Source organism: Spirillospora sp. NPDC047279 (assembly GCF_040643285.1).
Classification (GTDB): domain Bacteria; phylum Actinomycetota; class Actinomycetes; order Streptosporangiales; family Streptosporangiaceae; genus Spirillospora.
Genome location: NZ_JBEYUA010000003.1, coordinates 590,002 through 610,839, shown reverse-complemented (window position 1 = coordinate 610,839; position 20,838 = coordinate 590,002). Strand labels below are relative to the sequence as shown.

Sequence of the window (20,838 nt, the reverse complement as noted above, 5' to 3'; positions counted from 1 at the left end):
TACTCAAATTGAGCCTTGACGGGTCTTCGAGATTACGCCTACGTTAAGCGCATCGGGGAGCAGTTAAAACGATTTAATTCACTCCCGGAGGGCATCGTGAAACCACCTCTCCGCATGCTCGGAGCCGCTGCGACCGCGCTCGCGGTGGCGGCCTCGACCTCGTGCGGCTCAGGATCGGGATCGTCATCCGACGGCACCGTGACGCTGTCGTTCCTGATGGGCAACGACCAGTCCACGGTGGACACCACGAAGGCGCTGGCGAACGCCTTCACGCAGTCCGACCCGAAGATCAAGATCAAGATCGAGGTGATCGCGGGCGGCAGCGAGGGCGACAACATCGTCAAGACCCGGCTGTCGACCGGCGACATGGCGGACGTGTTCTGGTACAACCCCGGATCACTGCTGCAGGCCCTCAACCCGGCGCAGACCATGGTCGACCTCACCGGCGACCCGGTGCTGACGAACGTCAAGAAGGACTACCTGCCGGTCGTCACCCAGGGCGGCAAGGTCTACGGCGTCCCGGCCGCCGCGGCGACCGGCGGCGGCATCCTGTACAACCGCGAGGTCTACCAGCGGCTGGGGCTGAAGCCGCCCACGACCTGGGCGGAGTTCATCGCCAACAACGACAAGGTCAAGGCCGCCGGGATCACTCCGGTGGTCACCACGTTCAAGGACACCTGGACCTCGCAGCTGATGGTCCTGGCCGACTACTACAACGTGCAGGCGGCGGTGCCGACCTTCGCGCAGGACTACACGGCCGGCAAGACCAAGTTCGCCTCCACCCCGGCGGCGGTTTCCGGATTCCAGCACCTCGCCGAGATCCACGCCAGGGGTTACAGCAACAAGGGCTTCGGGTCGGCCACCAACGAGCAGGGCCTGAAGATGCTGATCGAGGGCAAGGGCGCCCACTACGCGATGCTCAGCGTCACCCTGCCGCCGCAGCTGGCGAACTACCCGCAGGCGGCCACCGACGTCGGCTTCTTCGGCATCCCGGGCAACGACCCGGCCAAGCACGGCGCCACCGTGTGGGAGCCGCCCGCCATCTACATCGCCAAGACCACCGAGCATCTGGACGAGGCCAAGAAGTTCCTGGCCTTCGTCGCCTCCCCGGCGGGGACCGCCGCGGTCACCAAGGCCGTTCCGCCGTCCGGGCCGTACCGGATCGAGGGTGCGACGTTGCCTCCGGACGCGCTGCAGGTGGCCAAGGATCTGCAGGTCTACCTGGACCGCCGGGCCACCACGCCGGCGCTGGAGTTCCTGTCGCCGGTCAAGGGGCCGTCCCTGGAACAGATCACGGTCGCCGTGGGGTCGGGGCTCACCCAGCCCGCCGCCGGCGCCGCCCAGTACGACAAGGACGTCGCCAAGCAGGCCAAGCAGCTGGGCCTCCCGGGGTGGGGGTGACCCGGAGGGTGGCCGGGCGGGCGGTCGACAAGCACGTGACGGACGAGGAGGCGGCCGGGCGCCGCAGCCGGGCCGCCGGGCGCCGCAGCCGGGCCGCCGGGCCGGACCGGCGTCGCCGACCGGGCCGCGCAGCCGCGCCGGGGAGGGGCGGCCCCTCGCCCCTCTCGCACCGGCGCACCAGATCACGCGGCGGGAGAAGGCACGGCTCGTACCCCTACGCCCTGTACGCGCCGGCCGCCACCGTCTACCTGGTGATCTTCCTGGTGCCGACGGTGATGGCGTTCTACTTCTCCCTCACCCGGTGGACGTTGTTCGACAGCACCTTCGTCGGGCTGGAGAACTTCCGCGACTTCCTGTCCGAGCAGAACCTGCGCGTCGGTTTCCAGAACACCATCGTGTACGCCGTCGTCACCAGCGGGCTGAAGGTGGTGCTGGGGATGGCGCTGGGCGTGCTGCTCACCAGCAGCCTCCGCTCGCGCGGGTTCCTGCGGTCGGTGGTCTTCTTCCCCGTCCTGGTCTCCACGGTCGCGGTCGGCATCACCTTCAGCATGCTGCTCAAGCCCGACACCGGACTGGTCGACCGTGCGCTCGGGCTGGTCGGCGTCGACGGGCGCGACTGGCTCGGCGACGCCACCACCGCGCTGCTGTCGGTGGCGCTGGTGGACGTGTGGAAGGGCGTCGGCCTCGCCACGGTCATCTACATCGCGGGGATCGTGTCGATCCCCGGCTCCTACTACGAGGCGGTGATGGTGGACGGCGGAACCGCCTGGCACGGGTTCCGGCACGTGACGCTGCCGCTGTCCTGGCCGGCCACCTACTCGGTGATCGTGCTGTCGTTCATCGGGGGGCTGCGGACGTTCGACCTGATCTGGACGATGACCCGCGGCGGCCCCGGATTCACCAGCGACACCATCTCCTCGATCATCTACAAGCAGTACCAGGCCGGCTTCTACGGCCTGTCGACCGCGGGCAACGTGCTGCTGTTCCTCGTCGTGACCGCGCTGGTGGTCCCGCTCACCTACGTCCTCGGCAAGCGGCAGGTCGCCTCATGAGAACGAGAACCCTCAAGAGACTCGGCGCCGAGACGGTCGCGCTGACGGTCGCGACCGTGGTCTTCCTCATCCCGTTCGCCTTCATCCTGCTGAACGCGGTGAAGAACGAGAAGGAGGCCACCGACCTGGGCTTCGGCTGGCCCACCGAGTGGCGGATCGTGCAGAACCTCACCGAGGTGGTCCAGGCGCGCGACTACGTGCTGCTGCGCGCCTACGTCAACAGCACGATCCTCACCGTCGCGTCCGTCACGCTCATCGTCCTCTTCGCGGCCATGGCGGCGTTCGTCCTGCAACGCCGCCAGGACAGGATGAGCTCGGCCGCCAGCTTCCTGGTGCTCACCGGGCTGATCATTCCACCGGCGGTCGTGCCCACCATCTGGCTGCTTCAGGAGCTGGGCCTGTTCAAGACGCTGCCCGGCCTGACGCTGGTCGAGGTCGCCTACGGGCTCCCGTACGCGGTGCTGCTGTTCCGTGCGTTCATCGCGGCCATCCCGCGGGAGTTCGACGAGGCCGCCATGATCGACGGCTGCGGCGGGGTCCGGCTGTTCTTCCAGGTGATCTTCCCGCTGCTGCGGCCGGTCACCATCACCGTCATCCTCACCAGCTCGGTGGCCGTCTTCAACGACTTCGTCAACCCGCTGTACTTCCTGCCCGGCGACGACAACGCCACCGTGCAGGTCACCCTCTACAACTTCCAGAGCCAGTACAGCACGCAGTGGAACCTGCTGTTCATGGACATCGTCCTGATCACCATCCCGCCGCTGCTGATGTTCGTCTTCTTCAACAACAAGATCGTGAACGGCATGACCGACAAGGCGCTCACGGGCTGAGTCCCGCCCACGCGCTCCAGCCGGCAGGGCGACGCCTGCCTTGATCTCAGCGACTCCCAGAGGAACCGGACGCCTGTGACGACCCCGAGTGTCAAAGCTCCCGCCTTCGAACATCATCGCCGCCCCCTCGGGATCGGCGAAGCCTCCCCACGCCTGTCGTGGACCGTGGTGACCGACCTCCCGGGCTGGCGGCAGGCCGCCTACGAGCTCGAGTTCGGCGACCGGACCCGTACCGGCCTCGACCAGACCCGTACCGGCCGTGTCGACTCAGGTGAGTCGGTCCTGGTGCCCTGGCCCGGGCCGCCTCTGCGTTCCCGTGAACGCAGAGGCGTACGGGTACGGGTGCACGGCCGTGACGGCGGCAGCACCGGCTGGAGCCCGTGGGCGGTGGTCGAGGCCGGACTCCTCGACCCGGCCGACTGGCTGGCGGACGCGGTGTCACCGGCCCCGCGGCTCGTGGGGGAACCCGATGGTCCGGCTCCGCTGCTACGCCGTGACTTCACCGTGCGCGGGACCGTCGCCTCGGCCCGGCTGTACGTCACCGCGCACGGCCTGTTCGAGGTGGAGATCAACGGCCGCCCGGTCGGCGACGACGTGCTCGCCCCGGGCTGGTCCAGCTACGACCACCGGCTGCGCTACCGCACCCACGACGTCACCGGGCTGCTGAACGAGGGCCCGAACGCCATCGCGGCCATGCTCGCCGACGGCTGGTACCGCGGCCGGATCGGCTTCGGCGGCGGCAGGACCGCGGTCTACGGCGACCGCACCGCCCTGATCGCCCAGCTGGAGGTCACCTACACCGACGGCACCACCGGCACGGTGCTCACCGGCGACGACTGGCGCTGCGCACCCGGCCCGGTCACCGCAGCGAGCCTGTACGACGGGGAGCACCACGATGCCCGGCTGCTGCCGCCGGGCTGGTCGAGCCCGGGGTTCGACGATTCCGGCTGGCTTCCCGCGGACACCTTCACCCACGATCCGGCCAGGCTGGTCGCGCCGTCCGGCCCGCCGGTCCGCCGCGTCGAGACCCTCGCCCCGGCCGACGTCCTGATCGGCCCGGCGGGAGAGACAATCCTGGACTTCGGCCAGAACATCTCCGGGCGGCTGCGCATCCGCGTCCACGGCCCGGCCGGCCACACCGTCTCACTGCGGCACGCCGAAGTGCTGGAAGGCGGCGCCCTGTGCACCCGGCCACTGCGAAGGGCCGCCGCACACGACACCTACACCCTGCGGGGCGACGCGGCCCCCGAGGAATGGGAACCACGCTTCACCATCCACGGCTTCCGCTATGCCCAGATCGACGGCTGGCCCGGCGACCTGGACCCCGCCGACGTCCAGGCCGTGGTCTGCCACACCGACATGCGCCGCATCGGCGACTTCTCCTGCTCCGATCCGCTGCTCAACCGGCTGCACGACAACATCGTGTGGAGCATGCGCGGCAACGTCGTCGACGTCCCCACCGACTGCCCGCAACGTGACGAACGCCTGGGCTGGACCGGCGACATCCAGGTCTTCGGCCCCGCCGCCGCGTTCCTGTACGACTGCACCGGCATGCTCGGCTCCTGGTTGCAGGACCTGTCCGCCGAGCAGCACCGGCACGGCACCGTCCCGCTCTATGTCCCGTGGATCGAACTCGCCCCGGCCGTCAAGCCGCGGCCGATGGCGGCCTGGGGCGACGCCGCGGTCCTGCTGCCCTGGACGCTCTACCAGCGGACCGGCGACCTGGAACTGCTGCGCCGCCAATACCCGAGCATGACCGCCTGGGCCGACCAGATCGCCGGCCTGGCCGGCGAATCGCTGCTGTGGGACACCGGCGAGCAGCTCGGCGACTGGCTCGACCCGGCCGCGCCCTCCGACCGGCCCGCGGAGACCCGCACCGACCCGAGCCTGGTCGCCACCGCCTACCTCGCCCACTCCACGCGTCTCGTCGCACAGACCGCCGGCCTCCTGGGCGACACCGACGCCCACCGCCGCTACGACGTACTCGCCGCCCGGGTCCGCGCCGCGTTCGACACCGCCTACGTCTCCCCCGAAGGCAAGGTGTCCAGCGACTCCCAGACCGCCTACGCGCTCGCGCTCGAGTTCGGCCTCATCGACGGCCATGACCGCCGCGCCCACGCGGGCCGGCGGCTGGCCGAACTCGTCCGCGACGGCGGCCACCGCATCGGCACCGGCTTCGTCGGCACCCCGCTCATCTGCGACGCCCTCACCAACGCCGGCGCCGTCGACGACGCCTACCGGCTGCTGCTGCAGACCGAGTGCCCGTCCTGGCTGTACGCGGTGACCATGGACGCCACCACCATCTGGGAACGCTGGGACAGCCTGCTGCCCGACGGCACCGTCAACCGCGGCGAGATGACCTCGTTCAACCACTACGCCCTCGGCGCCGTCGCCGACTGGATGCACCGCACCGTCGCCGGTCTCGCCCCCGCCGAACCCGGCTACCGCCGTCTCCTGGTCCGCCCCCGTCCCGGAGGTGGCCTCACCCACGCACGCGCCTCCCACCTCACCCCGTTCGGCCAGGCCGAAGTCGGCTGGGAGCTCACCGGAGGGCTCCTGACCGTGCGCCTCCTCGTCCCTCCCAACACCACGGCCACCGTGCACCTGCCCGCCGAGCCGGACCAGCCCATCGACGCCGGCCCCGGGCGGCACACCTTCGCCTGCCGGATGCCCGCCACTCACGCGTGACACCTCGCGCACGCACCTGTGCGCGCCCGCACCCCTACGGCCCGCAACTGAACGTTCCGCGCTCCCACATCCGTGCTTTCCCGCCCCGACGGAAAGAGGAGGACCGATGTCAGCCGGCAAACGCTCGATCTGCGTCACGGGAGCCACGACTCTGCTCGTGGGCCTGGCGGCGCCATCCCCGGTCGCCGCCCACACCGCCACCGTCCGCGAGACCGGCTACGTTCAGCCGGTCCATCTCGGCGTGGACGGCAGGTACGACTCGCTTCAGGGCATCGACAACCGGCGGCCCGTCCTGACCTGGCAGATCGCCGAGAACGGCCGCGCGAGATCCCACCCCTGCCGCCGCCCCGCAGCCCGCACGCCCTGTCCGGGCGATCGGCAGACCGCCTACGAGGTGCAGGCGGCAGAGACGTCGGCGAAGCTCGAATCGGGGCGGCTGACCTGGTCATCGGGCCGCGTGCGCAGCACTCGGCAGAGCGCCGCCTTCGCCGGGGCCCTGAAGTCACGCGACAGGGTCGCCTGGCGAGTCCGGGTCTGGGACGCCAACCAGCAGCCGTCCGGCTGGTCGGCCGCCTCCACCTGGACGATGGGCCTCCTGGAGCACGGCGACTGGGGGAACGCCCGGTGGATCGACTATCCCGACCGCGCCGAGAACCAGCCAATGCCGATCTTCGCCCGCCCGTTCCGCGTACCGCGCGGTAAGAAGGTCGCCGACGCCCGCCTGTACCTGTCCGGCGTCGGGCTGCACCACGCCACGGTCAACGGCAGGGAACTGACCGATGAGGTGCTGGCGCCCGGCAACTCCAACTACCAGCTGTCCAGCGAGTACCGCGCCTACGACCTCACACGCGTCGTCCGGGACGGCGACAACACCATCGGCGTCGAGCTGGGCAACGGCACCGCCTACGTACGCCGCAGCGTGACCAATCCCGCGGTCGGACGGAACGCGCCGTACTCCTGGTGGCAGAGCCAGCCCAAGGGCACCGGGACGCTCGCCGCCGACGCCGCCGCGGGAGCCACGGCGGTCAAGCTCGACTCGGTGACCGGCTACCACGTCGACGGCACGATCAACGTCGCCACCGGCGGAGGCGGCGACCGGCTCGAATCGAGAACGATCACCCGGATCGGCACCGCCGGAGCCGACGGCACCGGCATCGCCTTCACCCCGGCCCTCGCGGGCGCGCACCCGGCCGGCGCGAAGGTCACCGGCTCCGGCAACAACATCGCCGCCAGCGACCCCTCCGCCGGAGCGGCGGTGACGCCCCGCTTCATCGGCCGCATGGAGATCCGCTACACGGACGGCGGCAAGGACACCGTCGTCACCGACCGAACCTGGCGCACCGCCCTGGGCCCGCTGGTCACCGATGCCTGGTATTCGGGCTCCGACCACGACGCGCGCCGCGAGCAGCCCGGCTGGAACCTGCCCGGCTCCGATCTCACCGCGACCGCCAGGCGACGCGACGGCTCGGCCACCGCATGGGTGAACGCGGGCATCGCGCCACCGCCGAACCTGGCCACCAGGCTGGTCGCCCGGACCGCCGAACCGATCCGGGCGCAGGAGCGGCTGCGGCCGATCTCGATGACCAACCCGGCCCCCGGCACCTGGGTGTTCGACCTCGGCCAGAACATCACCGGCCGGCCCGAACTGCGCCTGGGCAAGGTCCCGGCCGGGACCACGGTCAAGATGGCGCCCGCCGAGTCGCTCAACCCCGACGGAACGGTGAACCAGGCCTCCCTGATGGGCGGCGGCGGGTCCCGCGGCACCGACCTGTTCAACACCTACACCGCCCACGGCGACCCGCGCGGCGAGGCATGGCACCCGGGCTTCAACTACTTCGGCATGCAGTGGATCCAGATCACCGGGCTTCCCGACGGCTACACGCCGACCCGCGACCTGGTCACCGGCGTCCGGCTGCAGGCCGACACGCCCCGCGCCGGGGAGTTCGGCAGCTCCAACGCGCGGATCAACCGGATCCACAAGATGGCCTACTACTCGTTCGCGAGCAACATCATGTCGACGTTCACCGACTGCCCGGGCCGCGAGAAGTTGTCCTACCCGGCCGACTACACCATGCCGATGGGCGCCATCCACCGCGACTTCCAGCTCGCCGCCTACCTGCGCACCCACGTGCGGCACCTGGTCGAAGGCCAGTCGATGGCCGACACCCCGATGCGCGGCAACGTGGCGCTCAAGACCCCCGTCTACGACTGGGGCTACACGGGCCGGTTCGGCGACGAGATCAACTGGGGCAACGCGATCGTCCTGGTCCCGGCCATGCTGTACGAGCTGTACGGCGACACCCAGACCATGGCGACCCACTACCGCCAGATGGTCGAGTACGTCGACTACATCCGCCGCGAGAAGGCCGGCACCGGCGCCGACGCGCACATCGTCGACGCCGCCCTGGCCGACTGGGTCGCCGCCGACCAGACCTCGGGCCGCATCACCGGCACCTGGGGCTACCACGTCATGATCACCAAGATGGCGCGCATGGCCGAGCTGACCGGCCACACCGCCGACGCCGCCACCTACCGGCAGCTGGGCACCGACATCAAGACCGCGTTCAACGACGCCTTCTTCAACCAGGAACTCGGCCGCTACACCGCCACCGGCGACGCCGGCGCCGATGGCGCGACCCAGACCGCCCAGGCGCTCGCGCTCGACGCCGGCCTGGTGCCCGCCGGCCGGCGCCCGCAGGTGCTGGGCGCCCTGGTCGAGCTCGTCCAGGCCTTCCACCCCAACGGGGAGGGGCCGCACTTCAGCGGCGGCACCATCGGAATGGCGCCCATCATCCGGGCCCTGGCCGACGGCGGCCGCGACGACGTCCTGTGGGACCTCCTGCAGACCAACGACCAGCCCGGCTACGGCTACTTCATGGAGTCCACCCCCGCCAACCCCGGCGGCATGACCACCATCGGCGAACGCTGGACCAGGGGCGACTCCAAGAACCACATGATCCTCGCCCAGATCCAGGAATGGTTCCACGCCGGCATCGCCGGCATCCGCACCGCCCCCGGCGCCATCGCCGCCGACCGGCTGATCTACCAGCCCAAGCCGGTCGGCGATCTCCGCTACGCCCACGGCACGTTCGCCACCCCCTACGGGACCGCCCGCAGCGCCTGGACCACGACGCAGCACACCTTCCGGCTCCAGATCACCGTCCCGGCGGGAACCACCGCCGAGGTCCGCGTCCCCGCCGACGGCCGCCCGGGGCCGACACCGCCCCGCGCCACCTTCCTGCGGCTCGCCGACGGTCACGCCGTCTACACCGTCCCCGCAGGCCAGTTCACCTTCACCGCACCACGATGACCCTCTCCATCCGATGACAGCGACCTGATCCCGACCCCCGCGGACCGGACGTACGGGTGCCTCCCGCCCGGCACCCGTACGTCCCGCGGCCCCCGTCAACCCTCACCGAGGACGGCCACGTGATCGTCAACCACGACTTCCAGTACGACGACCTGACCCTGCGGTCCACCGTGCACATCCCCGAGGGCCCGCCCGGCACCCGGTGGCCCGGCGTGGTCCTCGTCCACGGCTTCGCCAACAACCGCCTCGAGACCGGCGCCTCCTTCGTCCGCATGTCACGCCTCCTGCGGGACGCCGGCATCGCCTCCGTCCGCGTCGACCTGTCCGGCCACGGCGAGAGCGACGGCGACTTCGCCCAGGTCACCATCAGCGGCGAGATCGCCGAAGCCCGATCGGTCGTCCAGGCGGTACGGACCTTCGACTTCATCGACCCCGAGCGCATCGGCCTGGTCGGCGGAAGCATGGGCGGTGTCGTCGCCGGCATCGTCGCCGCCGAAGAACCCGGCATCACCGCCACGGTCCTGTGGTCACCCGCCGCCGTCGCCCCCTTCGAAGTCGGCGCGGGCCGTCTCAAGGGCCGCGACATCGCCGCCGAGATCGCCGCCAAGGGCTACTTCGACGCCGACGGCCACCGGATGAGCCCCGCCCTGGTCGAGGACATCACCACGCTGGACGTGTACGGACGCTCCCGCGCCTACACCGGGCCCCTCCTCATCATCCACGGCGACCACGACGACATCGCCCCCATCGACTACGCGCGCCGCTACCTGGACCACTACGGCGACAACGCCGACATGGAAACCGTTCCCGGCGCCGACCACGGATGGGGCACCGTCCCGCATCGCACCCGCCTGCACCGATCCACGCTGACGTTCCTGCGCCACCACCTGAAGCCCGCCGACCACACCTGACCAGCCACCCACCGCCGTTGGAAGATCACCGCGATGGACCCGTAGGAGAGAGGCCGGCTGGTTCGCCGTCCCGAGGGCTGGGAGGCGGTCGGCCACGGTCACCAAGGCCGCACGATCACCTTCACCTTCGAACGCCCGGTCCAGAGTCGCGGCCGGCGACCACGATGACCGCCGCGACGACGAACGGCGTCAGCGCCTCACGGAACGATCGTCTGGCCTTGCGCGCCGCCCTCGATCGCCTCGACATAGGCCTTGGCCACATCAGCGACCGGCGTGCCGTTCGAGCCGTCCATCCCCAGGTGCTCCAGCGTCTCGCGGATCCATCCCGGACTGATCACGTTGATGCGCAGTCCGCGTGGAAGTTCGGCGGCGGCGTTGCGGACGAACCCTTCCAGGCCGGCGTTGACCAGGGCTCCCAACGAACCGCCGGCCAGCGGAGCCGCGAAGGTGCCACCGGTGAGAACGATGGAGCCTCCGTCACGCAGGTGATGGACCGCCCGCCGAGCCAACGCGACCTGCCCGAGCAACTTGCCCTGCAATCCCTCGGCGAACTCCTGATCCGTCACCGACTCCAAGGACACCAGCGGGCCACTGGCCGCACAGCAGATCACGGCATGAGGGTCGGGCACCGCGGCGAACAGAGCGTCCAGCGAACTCGGATTCCCCAGGTCAACGCCGACCGGTCCGCGTCGTGACGCCCGCACCACCTCATGGGCGGGTTCCAGCGCGCTCACCACCGCACGCCCGACGGTTCCGGTCGCCCCGATAACGATCACCCTCATGGCCGCAAGCATGCCACTGATGCCGCGGCGCGCGAGCCGCAACAGGGCACGGCCACCATCACAGACATGGAGGCCGGCCACAGCAGACGGGACCAGCGCCGTCTTCACGTCGTACTGAACGTCAGGCCAGGAGGGTGGCGGCGAGGTCGCGGGCGGCGCGGCCGGGGTGGGGATCGTCCTGCGTGGCGCCCATGACCAGCGTTCCCTCGATCAGCAGATGCAGTTGCTCAGCGGCGCGCTCCGGGTGGTCGTGGCCCAGGGCCTGGAGTTCCCGGACGAGGAGTGCGCGGAGGCGCTGCCGGAACGCGTCGCTCTCGGCGTGGGCCGGATGGCCGGGATCGGCTAGTGCCAGGTCGGTCGCGAAGTACCGGCAACCCCGGAAGGCCGGGTCGGAGACGAGGTCGTCGAGCCGGTCGAACAGGCCGAGAAGCCGTTCCCGGGGCTCGGCGGCACCGGCCAGCGCGCCCTCGTACCACGCGAGATCGTCCTCGGCGGCGCGGCGCAGGACCGCCGCGACCAGGCCGTCCTTGCCTCCGAAGTGTTCGTAGAGCGACCTGCGGGCGACGTTCGCCTCCTTGAGCAGCGCGTCCACTCCGACCGAGGCGCCGCGTGAGTAGAAGAGCTCCTGCCCTGCGGCGAGAAGGCGTTCCCGGGGGCCCGGGGAGGTCGTGGGGCTCATCTCGTGATTCCTTGCCTTGACAGTAGATAGACCAGTCTATACCGTCGAATGTAGACCAATCGTTCTACTGATCGGGAGGGTGAGATGACCACATCCGCCACGCCGGCGGCCAGGGGCACCGCCGAGACCATCGGTCTCTTCAACGAGGCGTTCCGGCGCCGCGACAAGGACGCGCTCGCCGTGCTGGTCCATGAGGACTGCCTGATGGTGTCGGCCCAGCCCGCCCCCGACGGCACCGCGTACGTGGGCAAGGAGGCGTGCGTGGCGTTCTGGGGCGAGCTGATGGACGACGAGTCGACCACGTTCGAGGTCCAGCACGTGATCTCGGACGGCGACTGGGCCGCGGTGCGGTGGCGTTATCGTTTCGGGGCCACCGACGCGGAATCGGTCCTCGGCGTGAACGTGACGCGGGTCAGCGGCGGTCGCGTCATCGAGCAGCTCGGATACACCAAGAGGCCAGGCGGGCTGCCGCTGCCCGAGTGACGGCGGCGGGCCGGCAGGACGCCCGGCGGAAAAGCATTTCGGTCATGAGAGGTCGGCTGAGTATTCTCCGGTTCTGGCCGCCGTCCGGAGAGTTCATGACCGAAGCCGACAGCACGCACGTCAACGCCGCGGAGCTCCTGACGCTCGCGCTCGGTCACCTCGACGACGCCGACACCCGCCGTCCGTTCACCGAGATCCCGACCCTCGACGGTCCCACGCCTTTCCGGCCGTTCCCGGCCCTGGCGATCGCCATGGCCGGGCATGTCCTCTCCGCGTGGGAGGTGAGGACGTTCCAGGTCGAACGCGCCGAGCGGGGTGAGCGCGTGCGGTACTTCACCGCGGCGGGCGGCAGGCCCAGACGGGTGTTTCGAGCATGCACGGTCTTCGTCCCCGAGCTGGGCACCCAGCGGGTCATCGAGCTGTGCGGGCACTCCTCCTGCTCCAACGAGGCGCCCGCCGGTCCCGGGAGCCGCTGCGCCGGCCACCTCGGCGATCCGGTGCCGGACGTCTGCGGCCCGGACCACTGGCTGCGCATGGCCGGCGAAGCCGCCAGGTCCGCCGAACGCGGTCGCGGCGGACTCACCGAGACGGAGGCGCTGGCCGTGCACGCGGTCCGTGCGGGTTTGTCCGCGGCCGAGGTCGGCCGCGCGACCGGGATCCACGAGTGGACGGTGCACGCGCTCAGCGGGGAATCCGCCAGGGTGCCCGAGGACGTCGACGGCTCCGACGACCCCGCCTGCTGGCCGCTCGTGCTCACCCCCGTGCGCGACATCACCGCGGCCGACGTTCACCATGTCTACGACTCCATGAGAGGCGGCTTCACCGAACCCGCCGCGGACAGGGTGCTCGCCCGGAGAGACCGCTGGTACTCCTACGAGCCGCTGCGCGAGAACGGCCCGTTCCTGGTCCACGCGGAGGACGAGCACGACTTCACGCTGGAATGGTGGCAGGTGCAGGACCACCTGCCGGAGCATCTCCTCGCCCGCCGTGGCGACGACCTCCGCAGACGGGACATGTACGAGCCACCCTGCACCTGCGGCTACTGCGACTACTAGCCCGGCCGGTCAGGCGGGTTCCCCGTCCCTGTCACGCGCGGCCCCCGCCGCTCACGGGCAGGCTGAGCCTGGACGCTATGACGTTCGCTCGGCGAAGTGCGTGTAGAGGGTGTTGAAGAAGTGCTCCTCCGGGTCTCCGAACCAGGGGCGGGCGCCGCTGCCGTTGATGACGCCTCCTCGGGAAGGCGCGCCCCGATCCCCGTCTCCAGTGCCTCGATGTCGGCATCGTCGGCGCCAGGTTGGCGTGCGCATGCGGGACGTTGACGCCCAGCCATTCGACATACTCCGCGAACAGTTCACGAACGAGCATCCAGCCTCAACCCTCCGAACCGCGATCGCTGCCCGCGAACTGGGCGAGCAGCTTCTTCTGGGCTTCGAATTCGCGGCCCAGACCCCAAGCGGCCGGCCCGAGGAATGCCCGCACTTCGACCGCCCCGGCGTCCTCCCTGTAACGGGTCAGGACGGAGATGCGCCGCGTGTCCCACCAATCCGCCGCGATCGCGTCCGCATGGGCCTCGAAGAGGTGGTCGCCCAGCTGGGCGCGCGCCTCCTCCAGTGCCTTCCCGGGTGCGCCGAACGGTGTCGTGCACCGCAGGCCGCTGAGGCCCGGGACGCTCCTCGCCGTCAGGCGCTCCCCTTCCCGGCCTGGGCCTCGGGTGAGATCGGCATACTCCACCACGCCGGTGACGGCGGTGGTGTCACCGTAGCCCTCACCGGCGATGCGATGGTCGACGATCGTCGCGCGATAGGCCGCGGCCAGGGCCGAAGCGATGTCCCCGGGAACGGACACCACGACGGCCTCGTCGATCGACGACGGCGCGGGAGCGTCCTCGACGCGCCGAGGCCGAGGACGCGTGGGCGCGTTCACCCGCACGTACCGGTACCAGAGCCGTGCCAGCAGGAACCCCGACTCGAAGTCCACCGACACGGTGCGCACCAGCCGCCCCGCCTCATCGAGGGTCAACCGCGCGGTGGCGAAACAGTCCGAGCCGTTGCCGTAGTGGTACCCGTTGGGTTCCACCTCGCCGTTCTGGTCCTCATCAGGAACGTGGTAAAGCGCGCCGGCTCTGTGGACGACCTCGCCGTCGAACGGCTCGCAACGATTGTCGAGCGTCACCTCGCTGTCCCACCACGGCATGCGCATCCGGCGAGTGGCATATTCGGTAGCCCTCCCGTCCGGGGCGACGTGGAGGACGAAGCCGCTGACCGGACGAAAGTCCCCCGGCTCGGGCAACGCAGGATCGTCGAGCCAGCCCCGCACGTGCGGTCCGGTGTCCGCCCCCTCCGATTCACAGAGTTCGCGAGCCTCCGAGCAGGCCTCCAGCTCCCAGTACCCGGTCAGATCCTCCAGGGCCGGACCGCCGTCGCTCATGTCGAGATGTCCCCTCACCCGATGGGGCCTCTGCCCCGCGCTTTGTTCCGACTGATGACGGTAGCGGTGTGGGCAGTGATCCGCGGCTCCGGCCGCGGCGGGATCAGCGGTGTTCGTGGCTGATCGTGTCGATGCAGATGACGATGGCCAGGAGCAGCGGGACGTCCTCGCCCTGCACGATCGAGACGCCGTAGGTGTCGCGGACCCGCATCCAGTGCTTGTTGATCTGGGCGATGTCGGTGCCGTCGCGGCTGATGGAGTACTCGTGCTCGAGGATGTCGCCGTGGGCGTGCAGCTCGCCGGCATCGCCGAGGTCGATGGCGAAGCGGTCGCGGAAGCCGATGAGGCTCTTGTGCAGGGTGGCGGCCCTCTCCTCGCCCCGATCGATGACGAACGTGTCGCGGACACGCAGGATCTTGCTGTGGATGCGCAGGAGCTCGTGCCCGGACGCGTCCTCGAGCACGAACGTCTTGCGCAGGCGCAGCAGCTTGCCGTTCACGTGGAACGCCTTCTGCCCGACGCCGTTCTCGATCCAGTAGTCGTCGCCGATCGACAACATCTTCTGCCGCATCTGGAACATGGAGGTGACCGCCGGCGGGGCCTCCTCCTGATGCTTACGACCGAACATCGCGCCTCCCCAGAACGCCGGTACCGATTCCGGCGAGATACCCCATGGGTCACAAATTCCCTGAATACCGGTAAAAGCAAAGCTCGCAGGCCGCAAAGGCTCGCCCACCGGAAGGGCCGCCAGGCGTGCCCTCGGATCGCGTCGCGTGGCTCCCCACCGACGCGAACGAGTCACAGGTGGTCGGGGAGGTCGGTGAGGCGTTCGATGCGGAGGACCGACTCGCCCGCAGGCGGCGGGGGTCCGCCGGTGACGAAGTCGATGCCTCGGTCCAGCCAGATGCCGGTGAGCCCGGCGCGGGTGGCGGCGTTCACGTCGCTCTCCAGCATGTCGCCGACGTTGGCCGCCCGCTCGGGGTCGGTCCGCGTCTCCCGCATGTGGCGCCCCTCGAGCGTCCACCACAACGTGACCAGTTCGTCCCGCGAGGCCATCGCGTTCGGCGCGGCCTGGACGATCCGGCCGATCGTCTCCCAGACCGCGCTTCGATGGTCGACCAGGGTGCCGTCCAGGTCGAAGAAGACCAGATCCACCATAGGAGGATCATCTCCTGGTATCGGACCGCTCGACGGTCGTCGGCCGGGAGGGGCCTCTGGATGCCGGTGCGGCCTCCAGGAGGGCCAGGTCAAGGCAGTGGAAGGTGGTGCGGGCGCGGCTGAAGGCGCGACCGCCCGAGCATGAAGGAGCACGTCGGGTGAGCAACGTACTGACCATGAGGATCTCCCGGGCGCAAGGCCGCGACGGCGCCGAGGCGCCGGTCACGGGCCTGGTCGACCTCACCGACGGATCAGGGGCGTCCCGGGTGGTCGCGTGGGTGGAGCGCGAGCTGCCGGCGGGCGGCGTGCCCGCGTACCTCGCGGCCCGCAAGAGCGGCGCTCGTTCCTTGGTTCTCTGGGCCGACGCGCAGTGTCAGGAGCGGGTGGCCACCGTGGTGACCCGGTCGGCCGGCGGCGGGGTCGCGACGTTCCAGGTGCTCGACGCGCAGGGTGCGCTCATCGGCACGCTCGTGCGCGAGAAGGCGCTCCGTGGCCGGGGCCTGCGCACACGTTGGACCGTGACACAGGCCGGCGGCCCCGAGGCGGTGGGCTTCAAGGGCCGGATCTTGTGGTGGCTCATGTGGTGGTCGTTGTTGCCCATGCAGGTGCTGATCCTGGTGTTCACCGTTTTCGACAGCATCCCCGGCAATGAGGCCGGTGTCGCGCGCGGTCCCCGGCGCATCAGGTGGCGCGCGGGCGGGCAGATGCCGCTGGAGTTCAGGTCCAAGGGCGACAAGCTGCATGTGCACGCGCCGGGACTGGACTGGCGGCTCGGGGCCGCGCTCATCGCCCTGCTGCGCACCTTCGGCCCCGACGCATGGGACGCCGGCAAGAAGTGACCGGCCGGTCGTGCGACGACCCTGAGGCGGGGCGCGCGGCAGCGGTGCGGGTAGTGTTCCGGGACGCGCACAGAAGAACTGGATCCCATGTCTGACCAGCAGCCATTCCATCGCCCGGCCCAGATGCCCGTTCCGCCCAACGTGTACGCGCCACCGCAGGCCCGGCCGGTCAGTGCCGCCTACCGGCGGTGGGCGAGTGTTCTCGTCGGGCTCGCCATCGTCATCGCGGTCTTCCTGGTGGTCGCGTTCGTCACGAGCATCGTCTTCCTCGTCCTGGCGGACGCGGACACGAACAACGCCGCCCTCGGTTACCTCGCCATCGTCCTCTGGGTCGGGATCGTCGCGGCGATCCCCCTCCTGCTCGCGGTCGCCATCCCCGCCGCGGCCATGAAGCGGCGCGTTCGGCAACAGCGGCGGGCCGGCATCACACCTTCCTGAGCACGACGGTGACGGGCGTCGCGGGTCAGGCTGTTCGGAGGGCTTCGGTCGGGGAGAGGCGGGCGGCTCGGAGGGCGGGGATCAGGCCTGCTATCGCGCCGATGAGGATGGCCGAGGCTATGCCGCCCGCCCATGCCTCGGTGGGGATGACCACCGTCCAGTTCTTGGTGGCGGCGTAGACGGCGGTCGCTAGGGCGCCGGCGGCCACGCCGACGATGCCGCCCAGGACCGACAGCATGATCGCCTCCGAGAGGAACTGGGTGCGGATCTGGCCTCGGGTCGCGCCGAGGGCCCGGCGCAGGCCTATCTCCGAGCGGCGTTCCAGGACGGAGATGATCATGATGTTGGCGACGCCCACGGCTCCCACGAGGAGGGCCACCACGCCGAGGCCGAGGAAGAGGCTGTTGAACGCCCCCTTCGCCGAAGCCCGCGCGGTCAGCGCGTCGGAGGGCTGGCTCACGTTGACCTCGTTCGGCGCCTCCGGGTTCGCGGTCTGCGCGAGCACCGACTGCACGGCGCCGACCGCGTCGGTGGCCGAACGTACGTAGATGGTGCTCGGCGGGCCGTCCGCCGGCCGGCCGCCGGCCATGGTGGTGTGGCCGAGGTAGCGTCGCGCCGCCGGGTAGCCGACCAGGGCGCTGGTGTCGATGTCCGGTGCGAGCGTCGCGGCGGTGAGGGTCCCGGCGACGTAGAACCACTGCCCGCCCAGCCACACCCGCTGCCCGGGATGCACCCGGCTGATCCCCAGGCGTTCCGCGGCCACCGCGCCGAGCACGACCGTGGGCTGGGTCGCCGTCGCCTCGTTGAGCCAGCGGCCGTGGGCGACGCCGGCGCCGGCCACCTGCGGCAGGTTCAGGCTCGCCGCCTGGACCTTCAGCCCGTTGGTGTTGATCGGCGGGATCACCGGGCTCCGGTACACGTTCGCGTCGTCGATCGTGCCGGTGTGCGCCACCTCCTCGACGGACGCGAGGCGGGAGACCCGGGCGGGCGCGGCGACCGGCATGACCGCCTCCTCCCGGGTGAGGCTCTGGCCGGTCTTGACGGTCAGCAGGTTCGTGCCGAGGCGGTCGATCTCGGCCAGCAGACCGGCCTGGGACGACGACGACAACCCGAGAACGGCGACGATCGCCGTGGTGCCGATCGCGATCCCGAGCGCGGACAGCGCCGCCCGCAGGGGCCGGGCGCGCAGCCCGGAGCTCGCCACCCGGGCCTGGTCTCCGGCGCGCAGGCGTGCCGGTACGAGATGGGAGGGGATCGGCATGTCAGTCCGCCTTCGCTGGTCCGCTGCGGGCGGGCGAGCCGGCCAACGCGGTGTCGGAGATGATCCGGCCGTCCAGAACGTGCATCCGGCGAGGCAGCCGCTCGGCCAGGTCACCGTCGTGCGTGATGATGATGATCGTCGCGCCCTCGGCGTTGAGCTCCCGCAGGAGCGCGAGGATCGAGGCTCCCGTGGTGCTGTCGAGGTTGCCCGTCGGCTCGTCGGCGAGCACGATCGCCGGCCTGCCCACCAGGGCGCGGGCGATGGCCACGCGCTGGCGTTCCCCTCCGGACATCTTCGTCGGACGGAAGTCGCGGCGATGCGCGAGCCCGACGCGGTCGAGCGCCTCGGCGGCGCGGCGCCGTCGCTCGCCGACCTCGACGCCCGCGTACAGCAGGCCGTTCGCGACGTTCTCCAGCGCGGTGGAGTGCTCGGCCAGGAAGAACTGCTGGAACACGAAACCGATGCTGCGGGCGCGCAGCGCCGCGAGCTGCCGGTCGCCGAGCCCCGCCGCGTCGACTCCGTCGATCCGGATCAGCCCGTCGGTGGGCCGTTCCAGCGTTCCCATGACGTGCAGGAGCGTCGTCTTGCCCGACCCCGACGGCCCGACGATGGCGACGAGCTCGCCGTGGCGGACGGTGAAGCTCACGCCGCGCAGCGCGGGCACGGGCGGCTGCCCTTCGTAGATCTTGGTGACGCCTTCCAGTTCGAGCGCGGGGGCCCGGCCGTCCTGAGTGCTCATGAGGCCGGCACCACCACTTGATCACCCGCGGCCAGGTCTCCGGACACCTGGACGAGCCCGGTGTCGTTGTCGAACATGCCGAGCGTCACGGGAACCAGGCGGCGCGGCCCCGCCGGGTCGGCCACCTCGACGACGTAGCCGCCGCCGGCCTTGCCCATGAGCGCGGTGACCGGGACGATCAGCGCCTTCTCGACCCCGTCGGTCGTGATCTGCACCTGAACGGGGGCCGCGTCCAGCTTCCCCGCGTCCTTCGGGCGGTCGAGCGTGATGTACGCCGGGATCGTGGCGGCGGACGAGTCCTCCTTGTCGTCGGCGGACCTCGCGACCGTTCCGATGCGGCTCACCCTGCCCGGGGTCGTCCTGTTGTCCGGAAGGGTGATCTCGACCCGGTCGCCGACCTTGACCTGGGACTGCTGGCCGGGGTCGAGCTCCACCGTCACCTGGCGCCTGGCCGTGGTGGCCTGGGCCGGCTGCGATCCCGGCGCCGCCCGCGTTCCGGCCTTGGCCGTCGCCTTCGTCACCCGGAGCGGACCGGGCAGGAAGACGGCGTCCCCGAGGGCCAGCGTCCCGGTCTGGTCGACGCCCAGCGCGTCCTGAAGTTCGGTGACCGCCTCCGCGGTCTCCGATCCGTAGTAGTCCGAGTCGGGATCGAGCTCGGACCTCTCGGCGTACCCGAGCTTCACGAGGTTCGTGTTGAGGGCGCGCACCTCCCGCCCCTCGTCGCCCTGCGACAGGGCGCGGTACGCCGGCGTACCACCGCAGATCAGCACCACCGGCTTCTCGTCCACCCGGTAGAGGGTCCTGCCGCAGTCGATCTCCCTGCCCTCGCCGGGGATCCAGGTGTAGGTGCCCTCGGCCTGGTTGATCACGGCGAACGGGCTCCCGTCACCGTAGGCCGCGTACGAGAGCGTCCCGCTCTGCGTCACCTGCGTGGACAGGGATCCTTCGCGTACGGCCGCCAGCGAGGTGCCGACGTTCGAGGACGTGGGACGGGCGGACCCGTCGTCGAAGGGATCCATGACGGCGACGACGGCGCCCGCGGCGACCAGCAGCACCAGGACCCCCGTCCCGGCGAGCACCTTCCGCCGCCTGCGCGGGCGCGGCTTCCGGCGGTCCGGAACCGGGACGCCGGGGGCGGTGTCCTCGGCCCCGGGCGAACCGGAAGGCGCCTCCTTGGCCTCGGTGCTCATCCCCCGGCACCCGCCGGCCGCAGCGCCTGGCATTTCTGGTCCGCCGCCTTGTACTGCGGCGAGTCAGGACTGATGGCACCGGGGTCCAGCACTCCGTCCTTGGGGTCGGGGAACTGGGGAACGCCGTTCTTGCGCATGCACTGCGCGTACTTCAGCGCCTTGGCCTGGTCGGCCGGATTCTGCTTCGGGGCCGCCCAGGCCGGTGGCCGCACCGGCTCACAGGTTTTCGACGCGGCCTTGAACTGCGGAGACTTGGGGTCGATCTTCCCCAGCGGCATGCGGAACTTGTCACCGTCGATGGGGTCGGGCCAATCCGGTACGCCGTTCTTTCGCATGCACTGCGCGTACTTCACGTACTGGGCGGGGTCGTTGCCGGCGGTACCACCACCGCTCGCCGCCGCCGTGCTCGAACCGCCGCCGGCCGCCGTGGCCGAGCCGCCGGAGGGTTCGTCCGATCCACCGCAGGCCGCGAGCGCCGGCAGCATGAGCGTGAGCGCCACCAGCGGCAGCGTCAGGGCCCGTATCGGATTCGCCTTGGTCATGTCGCGCTCTCCTTCGCGTCAAATGAATGGGCGCTGGAGGCCATTTCTAGGCAACGGGCGGTCACACCACGGTCAGAGCCCCTGTGACCCGGCTGTGACCGCGGCAAT

General features: G+C 70.7%; 19 protein-coding genes. 10 read left to right on the top strand and 9 right to left on the bottom strand.

The genetic code is table 11. The features are described from left to right. The first annotated feature begins 96 nt into the window (after nt 1-96). The 6 genes from ABZ810_RS10130 (at nt 97) to ABZ810_RS10105 (ending at nt 10,192) form a co-directional block, all read left to right on the top strand. Nucleotides 97-1,401: an extracellular solute-binding protein gene (locus tag ABZ810_RS10130; protein ID WP_358401624.1), complete on the top strand. Its 1,305-nt coding sequence runs from the start codon at nt 97-99 to the stop codon at nt 1,399-1,401. Further along, complete coding sequence (locus tag ABZ810_RS10125; RefSeq protein ID WP_358401622.1) at nt 1,398-2,453, top strand: sugar ABC transporter permease; 1,056 nt, start codon at nt 1,398-1,400, stop codon at nt 2,451-2,453. The genes ABZ810_RS10130 and ABZ810_RS10125 overlap by 4 nt, the downstream gene beginning before the upstream one ends. Further along, nucleotides 2,450-3,283, top strand: a complete 834-nt coding sequence (locus ABZ810_RS10120; protein ID WP_358401620.1) for a carbohydrate ABC transporter permease — start codon at nt 2,450-2,452, stop codon at nt 3,281-3,283. Before ABZ810_RS10125 ends, ABZ810_RS10120 begins: the two co-directional genes overlap by 4 nt. A 168-nt stretch (nt 3,284-3,451) precedes the next feature. Then, nucleotides 3,452-5,971: a glycoside hydrolase family 78 protein gene (locus ABZ810_RS10115; protein WP_358401618.1), complete on the top strand. Its 2,520-nt coding sequence runs from the start codon at nt 3,452-3,454 to the stop codon at nt 5,969-5,971. A gap of 106 nt (nt 5,972-6,077) precedes the next feature. Beyond that, on the top strand, nt 6,078-9,281 hold the full coding sequence (locus ABZ810_RS10110; RefSeq protein WP_358401616.1) for a family 78 glycoside hydrolase catalytic domain: 3,204 nt from the start codon (nt 6,078-6,080) through the stop codon (nt 9,279-9,281). A 119-nt stretch (nt 9,282-9,400) separates the two neighbouring features. After that, complete coding sequence (locus ABZ810_RS10105; RefSeq protein ID WP_358401614.1) at nt 9,401-10,192, top strand: alpha/beta fold hydrolase; 792 nt, start codon at nt 9,401-9,403, stop codon at nt 10,190-10,192. A gap of 197 nt (nt 10,193-10,389) precedes the next feature. Here the strand turns inward: ABZ810_RS10105 and ABZ810_RS10100 are convergent, their stop codons facing one another. Both ABZ810_RS10100 and ABZ810_RS10095 read right to left on the bottom strand, forming a co-directional pair. Beyond that, nucleotides 10,390-11,082: a short chain dehydrogenase gene (locus tag ABZ810_RS10100; protein WP_358401612.1), complete on the bottom strand. Its 693-nt coding sequence runs from the start codon at nt 11,080-11,082 to the stop codon at nt 10,390-10,392. Between the two features lie 13 nt (nt 11,083-11,095). Then, nucleotides 11,096-11,653, bottom strand: a complete 558-nt coding sequence (locus ABZ810_RS10095; protein ID WP_358401610.1) for a TetR/AcrR family transcriptional regulator — start codon at nt 11,651-11,653, stop codon at nt 11,096-11,098. Nucleotides 11,654-11,737: 84 nt separating this feature from the next. On the opposite strand from ABZ810_RS10095, the gene ABZ810_RS10090 reads away from it, so the two are divergent. Then, nucleotides 11,738-12,136 (top strand): nuclear transport factor 2 family protein, encoded by a 399-nt coding sequence (locus ABZ810_RS10090; RefSeq protein WP_358401608.1) that lies wholly within the window; start codon nt 11,738-11,740, stop codon nt 12,134-12,136. Nucleotides 12,137-12,231: 95 nt separating this feature from the next. After that, nucleotides 12,232-13,191 carry a hypothetical protein gene (locus ABZ810_RS10085; protein ID WP_358401606.1) on the top strand — a complete coding sequence of 320 codons (960 nt, stop codon included), beginning with the start codon at nt 12,232-12,234 and terminating at the stop codon, nt 13,189-13,191. 316 nt (nt 13,192-13,507) lie between these two features. On the opposite strand, the gene ABZ810_RS10080 is transcribed toward ABZ810_RS10085, so the two are convergent. The 3 genes from ABZ810_RS10080 to ABZ810_RS10070 form a co-directional block, all read right to left on the bottom strand. Further along, nucleotides 13,508-14,563, bottom strand: coding sequence for a hypothetical protein (locus ABZ810_RS10080; RefSeq protein ID WP_358401604.1), 1,056 nt, complete (start codon nt 14,561-14,563; stop codon nt 13,508-13,510). A 103-nt stretch (nt 14,564-14,666) separates the two neighbouring features. After that, nucleotides 14,667-15,191, bottom strand: coding sequence for an LURP-one-related family protein (locus ABZ810_RS10075; RefSeq protein WP_358401602.1), 525 nt, complete (start codon nt 15,189-15,191; stop codon nt 14,667-14,669). Nucleotides 15,192-15,361: 170 nt separating this feature from the next. Then, the gene (locus ABZ810_RS10070) at nt 15,362-15,721 is read right to left on the bottom strand and encodes an HAD hydrolase-like protein (RefSeq protein ID WP_358401600.1); all 360 of its coding nucleotides are present in this window, start codon (nt 15,719-15,721) and stop codon (nt 15,362-15,364) included. 158 nt (nt 15,722-15,879) lie between these two features. Here ABZ810_RS10070 and ABZ810_RS10065 point away from each other — a divergent pair, with 158 nt between their 5' ends. Beyond that, nucleotides 15,880-16,560 (top strand): hypothetical protein, encoded by a 681-nt coding sequence (locus tag ABZ810_RS10065; protein ID WP_358401598.1) that lies wholly within the window; start codon nt 15,880-15,882, stop codon nt 16,558-16,560. Between the two features lie 87 nt (nt 16,561-16,647). After that, on the top strand, nt 16,648-16,998 hold the full coding sequence (locus tag ABZ810_RS10060) for a hypothetical protein (RefSeq protein ID WP_358401596.1): 351 nt from the start codon (nt 16,648-16,650) through the stop codon (nt 16,996-16,998). Nucleotides 16,999-17,023: 25 nt separating this feature from the next. Here the strand turns inward: ABZ810_RS10060 and ABZ810_RS10055 are convergent, their stop codons facing one another. From ABZ810_RS10055 to ABZ810_RS10040, 4 genes are read right to left on the bottom strand one after another with little or no spacing between them, the layout of a single operon-like run. Then, nucleotides 17,024-18,259, bottom strand: a complete 1,236-nt coding sequence (locus ABZ810_RS10055; protein ID WP_358401594.1) for an ABC transporter permease — start codon at nt 18,257-18,259, stop codon at nt 17,024-17,026. 1 nt (nt 18,260) lies between these two features. Next, a complete protein-coding gene (locus tag ABZ810_RS10050; RefSeq protein ID WP_358401592.1) occupies nt 18,261-18,998 on the bottom strand; it encodes an ABC transporter ATP-binding protein in 738 nt (245 codons plus the stop codon). After that, nucleotides 18,995-20,188 (bottom strand): peptidoglycan-binding protein, encoded by a 1,194-nt coding sequence (locus ABZ810_RS10045; RefSeq protein WP_358401590.1) that lies wholly within the window; start codon nt 20,186-20,188, stop codon nt 18,995-18,997. The genes ABZ810_RS10050 and ABZ810_RS10045 overlap by 4 nt, the downstream gene beginning before the upstream one ends. Further along, nucleotides 20,185-20,730, bottom strand: a complete 546-nt coding sequence (locus ABZ810_RS10040) for a hypothetical protein (RefSeq protein WP_358401588.1) — start codon at nt 20,728-20,730, stop codon at nt 20,185-20,187. The genes ABZ810_RS10045 and ABZ810_RS10040 overlap by 4 nt, the downstream gene beginning before the upstream one ends. Nucleotides 20,731-20,838 lie beyond the last annotated feature (108 nt).

Coding starts and splice junctions, on each gene's coding strand:
- ABZ810_RS10120 (WP_358401620.1), top strand. CDS start 2,450: ATGAGAACGAGAACCCTCAAGAGACTCGGCGCCGAGACGGTCGCGCTG.
- ABZ810_RS10110 (WP_358401616.1), top strand. CDS start 6,078: ATGTCAGCCGGCAAACGCTCGATCTGCGTCACGGGAGCCACGACTCTG.
- ABZ810_RS10095 (WP_358401610.1), bottom strand. CDS start 11,653: ATGAGCCCCACGACCTCCCCGGGCCCCCGGGAACGCCTTCTCGCCGCA.
- ABZ810_RS10090 (WP_358401608.1), top strand. CDS start 11,738: ATGACCACATCCGCCACGCCGGCGGCCAGGGGCACCGCCGAGACCATC.
- ABZ810_RS10085 (WP_358401606.1), top strand. CDS start 12,232: ATGACCGAAGCCGACAGCACGCACGTCAACGCCGCGGAGCTCCTGACG.
- ABZ810_RS10080 (WP_358401604.1), bottom strand. CDS start 14,563: ATGAGCGACGGCGGTCCGGCCCTGGAGGATCTGACCGGGTACTGGGAG.
- ABZ810_RS10075 (WP_358401602.1), bottom strand. CDS start 15,191: ATGTTCGGTCGTAAGCATCAGGAGGAGGCCCCGCCGGCGGTCACCTCC.
- ABZ810_RS10070 (WP_358401600.1), bottom strand. CDS start 15,721: ATGGTGGATCTGGTCTTCTTCGACCTGGACGGCACCCTGGTCGACCAT.
- ABZ810_RS10060 (WP_358401596.1), top strand. CDS start 16,648: ATGTCTGACCAGCAGCCATTCCATCGCCCGGCCCAGATGCCCGTTCCG.
- ABZ810_RS10055 (WP_358401594.1), bottom strand. CDS start 18,259: ATGCCGATCCCCTCCCATCTCGTACCGGCACGCCTGCGCGCCGGAGAC.
- ABZ810_RS10050 (WP_358401592.1), bottom strand. CDS start 18,998: ATGAGCACTCAGGACGGCCGGGCCCCCGCGCTCGAACTGGAAGGCGTC.
- ABZ810_RS10045 (WP_358401590.1), bottom strand. CDS start 20,188: ATGAGCACCGAGGCCAAGGAGGCGCCTTCCGGTTCGCCCGGGGCCGAG.
- ABZ810_RS10040 (WP_358401588.1), bottom strand. CDS start 20,730: ATGACCAAGGCGAATCCGATACGGGCCCTGACGCTGCCGCTGGTGGCG.